Source organism: Streptomyces sp. NPDC051133, from assembly GCF_040682635.1.
GTDB lineage: Bacteria > Actinomycetota > Actinomycetes > Streptomycetales > Streptomycetaceae > Streptomyces.
In genome coordinates this window covers 1-6778 of sequence record NZ_JBFBBK010000116.1, presented here as the reverse complement: position 1 = coordinate 6778, position 6778 = coordinate 1, and the positions used below count along the sequence as shown (strand labels likewise).

The following is a 6778-nucleotide window of genomic DNA, read 5'->3' as shown; positions in this document are numbered from 1 at the left end:
CTTTCACGCGACGTCCGGCGGGAATGCGTGGGGTCCCGCTGTGGAGACGACCGTGACCAAATCCGGCAGCGACCACCTCAAGCGCCAAGCCCGGCAGATCGCCCGCACCACAGGCCGGCGCTTCCCCGACGTCCTCGCCGAGCTGCGCCGTGCACCCCGCCCGTCGACGCCGCGTCGCTCGACGGAACTCGTCCTGCTCTGCAACGGCCTCGCGCACCCCATCGACGGCGGCCGCTGTGCCCGCCCCGCCGGCCACCACCTGCTCGACGGCACCTGGTCCTGGTGTTCCCCCGAGCCCGGCCTTGCCGCGCATGTCTGGCAGGGCTACCACCAGGCCGCCGACGAGGTCCGCCAGACGCAGCACGAAGCCTGGCTGGCCTCCCTGAACCCGGCCGAGCGCGCCGACTGGGAAGCCGAGCAGGAGGCGGCGTACTGGGCGGACATGGCGGCCGAGGCCCGCGAGCCGTACGACCCCTACGACGACAAGCACGACGAACTGGTCCTGGACGCCCTGGACGACGAGCGCCGGGCCGACGAGACGGACTTCGACGAGTACGACGACGGTGCGTGGGCCGACGAGGAGATGTGGGACGGGGCCTACCGGTGAACCGCGACCGGATCACCGCCAACGCCCCCGGCGCAGCCCCGAACCATCCGCCTGCCCTCAGCCCCAGTACCTCGGACGGAGACCCCGCCATGACCACCACCGCGCCGCTCACGTCGTACGGCCCCCTGCAGTTCCCCGACCGCGCCGGCCTGACACTGTGGCAGTTCGCGCGCGCCCAGCGCCTCGGACTCATTCCCGGCCCCGACGTCGCCGGCGGCCGCTGGTCCGCCGCCGTCTTCGACGACGCCCTCGACCGCATCGACGCCATCCGGCAGGCCGTCGGGGCGATGCCCGACGTCGGCGCCGTCCGCGCCGAGGAACACCTCGCCGAACGCTTCAGCATGACCGTGCACTCCGGCACCGCCGCCGAACTCGCCCGCCGCGGCCACCTCCCCGTGGTCGGCGACCACAAAGGCCACCCCCTGTACTGCGGGCTCACCTTGGAGAACCTCATGGACCGCCGGAAAGTCGAACGCGCCTCTGCCGCCGGGCAGCTCCACATGCGCGACGCCGCCGCCAAGATCCTCGGCATCCGGGAGTCGGACCTCGACCACCTTGTCCGCGCCGGGCTCCTCACCCACGCAGCCACCGCCAGCTCCTCGTGGAACAAGCACGACGTCGTCCTGCTCTACCGCCAGGCCGACCTGGACCGCGTCACTCGAAGCCACCGGATCGACTGGACAGCCGTCCGCGCGACCCCCAAGGGCCGCCGGTCCCCGCTCGCAGCGCTCCCCACCCAGAAGAGGCAGACAGCCGGACGGTGACGACGACGAACCGGGCACCGTGACGGCCAAGCAGGACGACCAGCCGCCACGCCGGCCCACACGGCGACGACCGACACCGTGACACCCCTCCACCGGAGTCCCGCGATGACTGAGACCACCATCCGACGCGAACCGCGCACCACGGCCTTCTCGTTGATCAGGACGGCCGCGCTCGACCACGCCGCCCGCCGCGACCACCGCAAAGACGAGGCGCCACCGCCCAACCGGGAGATGTACAACGACCTGACGTCCGTGCTGCAGAACTGGCACGCGGCCGACACCCTGCGAGAGGACTCACTGCTGCTCGCCGAATGGCTCGCGGTCGAACTGTGCGGCTACCTCTACGGCCAGCTCAACCAGGACAGAAACCGGCTCGACCAGTGGCTGCGTGAATTCGGCGACCAGGTGTGCCAAAGCCAGATGCACGCGCACCCGGCTGGCCCCACGGCCATCGAGATCATGTCGGTTGTCGCGGATGAGCTGGCCACTCGATCGGACGGGCCCGCCGGGCAGCGCCTGATCCGGATCGGCGTGCCGTACCTGCACTACGTCCGGCAGGACCACGCGGTCGAGGACGCCCGGGAGATCGCCTTGACGTTCGCCCTGTGGGCGGGCCCGCAACTGGCGGAGCTGATGCGCCATGACGTCGTGCGGATCAATTCCTACCTGGACTCTCGCATCCACTGACCCCCACGGGGTGGGAACGAGCCGCCAGCACCCCTTTCCCCATTTCCGTCAGGGACTCCTGACGATATTGATATCGTCAGGAGTCCCTGACGGCCGATGGCCGCAGCTGAGTCGAGGAGCGGCGTATGGGCTGGTTGCACACGGACGACGAGGACGGCGCCCACGAGGGATGGGTCGTGGCGGTGCTCTCGGGTGGGGAGGATGCGCCTCACGACACCTTCGAGGACTCGGAAGAGACCTGGAAACGGCGCGTGAACTGGGCGTGGTCCTTCAAGTACGACGGCAGCGAAGGACGACGGCGTGCCCAGGGGCTCCGGGTTGTCTGCGCCTGCGGCTGGCGCGGGCCTCGTCGCCCCGTGGACTTCACGGACCCCGACGCTTGCGATGAGGGGCTGCAGCGGGAGTGGGTCCGGCACGCCGAGGTCAGCATGTCTCGCACGCTGCCCGAGCGGCTCCGGCGGCTGCTCGATGAGGTGGAGGAGACGGTGCAAGCACTCAGTGCCCCTCTGCGGCAGGGCGGTGAACCCGACGAGCAACGCCCCCTCCTCGCCGTCTACGTGGCCACCCGGCTCCAGGCGGGCGCCGAGGAATGGCAGAAGGAGGCCGTGCGCGCAGCCAGGGCGGCGGACTACTCCTGGGACGAAATCGCGCAGGCGCTCATGACGAGCAAGCAGTCCGCACACGAGAGGTTCCGCAAGCACGTGCCTGACGAGCAGAAAGAGCAGGAACCGGCAGCGCAGAGCGGAGCTTAGGGCTCTTCCGAGGTGAGGCGCAGTTCGATTGAGGTGAAGCGGTTGTACCGGCTGTGCGGGGGTCGGAGGCCGTCCCATTCGACTTCGTACAGGACTTCTCCGGGCCTGCCGCCCCGGAGCGGCACGGTGGCGGCGATGCGTCCCCGGTAGGACGGGATGACTGCGTACTCCACAGGAGCGCCGACGGTCTTGCCGGTGGCGTCGCCGGGGTCGCAGATGCAGTACCGCTCGCCGGGCCACTGGCACGGCTTGGGGTGGAACGTCAGCGTCACGATGCGTCTCTTCGGGGTGCGTCGCAGAGAAGGCCTTCAGTCTCCCAGAGGGAGAAGCGGCCGCCCCCGGATTGAAAACAGCTTCCGGCCTTGCTCTCGGAGGGATGCCGTCACCTGCCGGCCGGGGCCAGCGGAAGGCCCTGTCATGCGCGTGGTCGCGCTGCCGCTCGTCAGCACACCGCGGGTGCTCCGAGTCGTCAACTCATACTGCCGAGCTCCCCAACAATGAGTGAGATTTTCAAAAAACATAGTGACTTCACCCAGAATATGAGTGGAATCTGTTACCATGATAGGGAGTTGAGTGTTCTAGGAGGGTGAGTGAGTCAGTCGCCAGAAGCAGAGGCCGCGATGAACGTGACCGCGGCCCGGACTGCCTTGTACTCGCTGGTGAGGCTCGCCGAAGAGGAGGGGCGCACCACGGTGATCACCAAGCACAAGGCGCGCGCTCTGCTGGCGCCACTGGACCGGTTTCCGGCAGCCCGGAAGGCCGATGCCTTCCCGGCCCACGTGTTGAGCACGGCGCAGAAGGACTTCGGTGACCTTGTCACGTTGGCAGCGCAAGGCGAACCGCAGGTCCTTCTTCGCAACACCACGCCGGTCGCGGTACTGCTCCCCGCCGGCCCCGCCTCGAGTGCCCTCTCGTCCGACATGGCCGCGCACCCCGGCGCGGCACCCGCAGGAGGTGCGGTGACCAGCCAAGGCAATCAGGACCGCGGCAGCGCGCCGCGCAGGCTCGCCACGCTGGGCGACGCCATCGGTTCCGTACTCACCGACGGCCCGGTCGGCGGCCCCACGTTCGGGCTGCCCGGCCTGGACGCCGCGACGGGCGGTCTGCAGCCGGGCCGGCTGACGCTGGTGGCGGCCGCCCCGAACGTGGGCGGAAGCCTGCTGGGTCTTGCGGCCGCACGGCAGACCGCGCTCGTCGACCGGCGCACGGTCCTGTACGCGGCGTCGGGACCGAACCGGGACGACATCTTCCGCCGGATCCTCTCCGCCGAGACCGGGGGCGACTACCCGCGCCTGAAGCAGGGCCGCCTCACCGAGCACGAGCAGCAGGTCGCCCACCAGCTGGTCCGGGCAGGCGTTGGTGACCTGCTGCTCATCGACGACGGCAGCAACCTGAGGGCCGAGGACATCGCGGAAACCGCGCCGCACATGCAGGGCCTGGCCCTCGTGGTCGTGGACCGCCTCCAGGCCGCGCACAGTGCCCGCCTTCCGCTGTCCGGGGACCGCCTCCCGGATGCCTCCCAGGTCCTGGCCGGCCTCGCGCGCACCGTGCACGTACCGGTGCTCGCCGTCGTGGACAGTGACGACCCCGCGCTCCTGGGCCTCCTGGACGCCGACGTCCTGGTGACGCTCACCGCGACCGCGGAGCCGGGCAAGGTCCAAGTGACGGTTACGGAACGCGACTTCGGCACGATCGGCTCGGCGTACCTGCACTCTGACCTGCTCCACGCGCGCTTCCTCGACGCCGGAGCCGCACCCGTCGACCCCACTCACAGCCCGGCTGCTCCGGCGTCCTCGCCGGTCAGCAGCGGAACGACGGCGCTGGAACTGGCCGAAGCCGCCCTTCCCTACACCTCCGGCGGACACCAGGGGATCCCCGCCACCCTCACCCACGAACTCGCGGCATGGCGCACCGCCGTCGCCAGCGGCGACCAGGAAACCCTGAAGGAGATCCTGCCGTCGCTACTCCAGGCCGCCGCGGCAGTCTCGCAGTGGCCGGACACGCATGAGGGACACCGTCTTGCCGCCGCGCTGCGCCCCTACGGCACGCCCGTGTCAGCCGACACCGCCTCAAGCGCCAGGCAGGCCGCTGCTGCCGGTGCCCCCGTCTACGCCCCGGCGGACAGCGGACAGGCCCAGGACGACGCGGCGGAGGACGAGGAAGAGAACCAGGTCGAGCTGGCGCCGGGGGATGAGGAGGACGAGCCCGAGGGCCACGTCTTCCCCGCCCTGAAGATCCTCAAGGACGCGGTCGGCCGCTCGAAGATGCACCCGGTCCCGGTCATCCGCAAAGAGCAGCGCGACAGCGGCCCGTGGCCGCTGATCAGCGAGCACATGGACGGCGAGCCCCGCTGGGTCCACCCCGACGTCACCCTCACCCGCATTCCCCACATCAACGCGAACGGAAAGCGCGTGAGGCGCGACAAGCTCGACGTTCCCGACTCCTTCGGCGAGGGCGTGCTGTGCCTGATCGACCGCAACGGGTCTTTCCCCTCCGCCTGTTCGGCTGTTCCCCTCGCTCCGAACGAGCTGAAGCACACCGGCCCGCTGGAGGCGTTCGACAAGACCAAGGCCGGCATCTACCTCATCGACATCCCGGTCTGGACGCGCACGGACATGCCGCACCCGCTGGGGCGGATCATCGACCGGCCCGACGACGACGGCCGCGTGTGGGTCACCACCCCCCACATCAAGCAGCTGGAGAAGCTCGTCCGCGAAAACCACCTCGGTGCCGCGCCGACCATTCACGATTCCTGGACCGGGAAGGCCAACGAGTCCCTGTTCAAGCCCTTCTACGAGGCCACCCGCAAGGCCCGCACCGAGCTCATTCAGGTCGGCGGCGACCCCTACAAGGCGTACAAGACCCGGCTGTCCATCGCGCTGCGCCTGCTCTGGCCCAAGCGCGAGGGGCAGCGGTCCCCGTTCTGGCGGCCGGACTGGCGCATGAGCATGGTGGCCGAGGCGTCCGTGCGTCACTGGTCGGTGGCCTTCAAGGCCGTCCAGGAAGGCAGCAGGCTCGTCGGGCTGTTCAACGTCGACGCGGCCGCCTTCTGGACGCCCGATGGCACAGCGCCCGCCACGTACCGGATCGGGACCGGCTTCGGCGAAGTGAAGGCCAAGTTCATTGAGCCCGGCGGGATCATCCCCAAGGGTGACGACTGATGGCCGGCCCCACAGGCCGCGGCGACTCCCTGGGCGCCGCCCTCAACGACCTCCTGCGCTCCCAGGTCACTCCCCGCCACCGGCTGTCGTCGTACACGGCCAAGCACTGGCACGCCCAGCTCAGCCAGCTCACCGCGACCCACCGCGGGCAGCAGGCCCTGGAGGACGCCGGCCTCCACGTGACGACCAAGACCCTCATCAATTGGCTGTCCGACTCCGAGTACAACGTCCGCCGCAGCTACCAGGACCTCATCCACACCGCGTACGAGAACACGGCCATCGTCCCCGCCGACCCGCTCCCCGACCACATCACGCGGGGCCAGTACGAGATCAGCGGCGTCGTCAAAACTGGGGACGACGAGCGCACGCGCGGCACCGTGGACGCCGCGCCCCTGCGGATCGACGGCAGCCGGGGCCACTGGGACGAGATCGAGGAGCTCTGGCTGGCTGGCGAGCTCACCGACGAGGAGTTCGAGGACCACTTCATCGACGACGTCATCGTGGAGGACATCGGTGAAGGAACCGACGGATGGGAGTTTCCTGGCGCCTCGTACTCCGTCGAAGTCAGGTAGCAGCGCGCACGCAGCAGTCGAACCGTCCTCCGCAGGTCCCAAGCGGTGCGGCCGAGGCCGCGCGGCAGGCCAATTCGACCAGCGCCGCAAGCCCCCGAACAACTGCCGTGACCTGCACGTTTCTTGATGTCCCCTCAACTCGCAACGTGACGTCCATCACATACCGGCGTGGCGTATGGGGTACTAGGGGGTGGGGGTGGCTAGGTTCGCCCTCATCCATTGGATGAGGGCGAAC

General features: G+C 69.7%; 7 protein-coding genes. 6 read left to right on the top strand and 1 reads right to left on the bottom strand.

The window, feature by feature from the left end; all coding sequences use genetic code 11:
* Positions 1-52 precede the first annotated feature (52 nt).
* The 4 genes from AB0N17_RS44780 to AB0N17_RS44765 all read left to right on the top strand — a co-directional run bounded on the left by AB0N17_RS44780 (position 53) and on the right by AB0N17_RS44765 (position 2810).
* Entirely contained in the window at positions 53-607 is a 555-nt protein-coding gene (locus tag AB0N17_RS44780) for a hypothetical protein (RefSeq protein ID WP_366017457.1), read from the top strand.
* Positions 608-696: 89 nt separating this feature from the next.
* On the top strand, positions 697-1371 hold the full coding sequence (locus AB0N17_RS44775) for a hypothetical protein (RefSeq protein ID WP_366017456.1): 675 nt from the start codon (positions 697-699) through the stop codon (positions 1369-1371).
* A 105-nt stretch (positions 1372-1476) separates the two neighbouring features.
* Positions 1477-2058: a hypothetical protein gene (locus tag AB0N17_RS44770; protein WP_366017455.1), complete on the top strand. Its 582-nt coding sequence runs from the start codon at positions 1477-1479 to the stop codon at positions 2056-2058.
* 125 nt (positions 2059-2183) lie between these two features.
* A complete protein-coding gene (locus AB0N17_RS44765) occupies positions 2184-2810 on the top strand; it encodes a hypothetical protein (protein ID WP_366017454.1) in 627 nt (208 codons plus the stop codon).
* Here the strand turns inward: AB0N17_RS44765 and AB0N17_RS44760 are convergent.
* Positions 2807-3082 carry a hypothetical protein gene (locus AB0N17_RS44760; protein ID WP_366017453.1) on the bottom strand — a complete coding sequence of 92 codons (276 nt, stop codon included), beginning with the start codon at positions 3080-3082 and terminating at the stop codon, positions 2807-2809. The two genes, AB0N17_RS44765 and AB0N17_RS44760, sit on opposite strands and share 4 nt — an antisense overlap.
* 348 nt (positions 3083-3430) lie before the next feature.
* Here AB0N17_RS44760 and AB0N17_RS44755 point away from each other — a divergent pair, with 348 nt between their 5' ends.
* The gene (locus AB0N17_RS44755) at positions 3431-5971 is read left to right on the top strand and encodes a DnaB-like helicase C-terminal domain-containing protein (RefSeq protein ID WP_366017452.1); all 2541 of its coding nucleotides are present in this window, start codon (positions 3431-3433) and stop codon (positions 5969-5971) included.
* On the top strand, positions 5971-6543 hold the full coding sequence (locus AB0N17_RS44750) for a hypothetical protein (RefSeq protein WP_366017451.1): 573 nt from the start codon (positions 5971-5973) through the stop codon (positions 6541-6543). Before AB0N17_RS44755 ends, AB0N17_RS44750 begins: the two co-directional genes overlap by 1 nt.
* The last annotated feature ends 235 nt before the right edge of the window (positions 6544-6778 follow it).

Bases quoted from the DNA above. Each gene is read 5' to 3' on its own strand.
- AB0N17_RS44775 (WP_366017456.1), top strand. From the start codon at position 697: ATGACCACCACCGCGCCGCTCACGTCGTACGGCCCCCTGCAGTTCCCC.
- AB0N17_RS44770 (WP_366017455.1), top strand. From the start codon at position 1,477: ATGACTGAGACCACCATCCGACGCGAACCGCGCACCACGGCCTTCTCG.
- AB0N17_RS44765 (WP_366017454.1), top strand. From the start codon at position 2,184: ATGGGCTGGTTGCACACGGACGACGAGGACGGCGCCCACGAGGGATGG.
- AB0N17_RS44755 (WP_366017452.1), top strand. From the start codon at position 3,431: ATGAACGTGACCGCGGCCCGGACTGCCTTGTACTCGCTGGTGAGGCTC.
- AB0N17_RS44750 (WP_366017451.1), top strand. From the start codon at position 5,971: ATGGCCGGCCCCACAGGCCGCGGCGACTCCCTGGGCGCCGCCCTCAAC.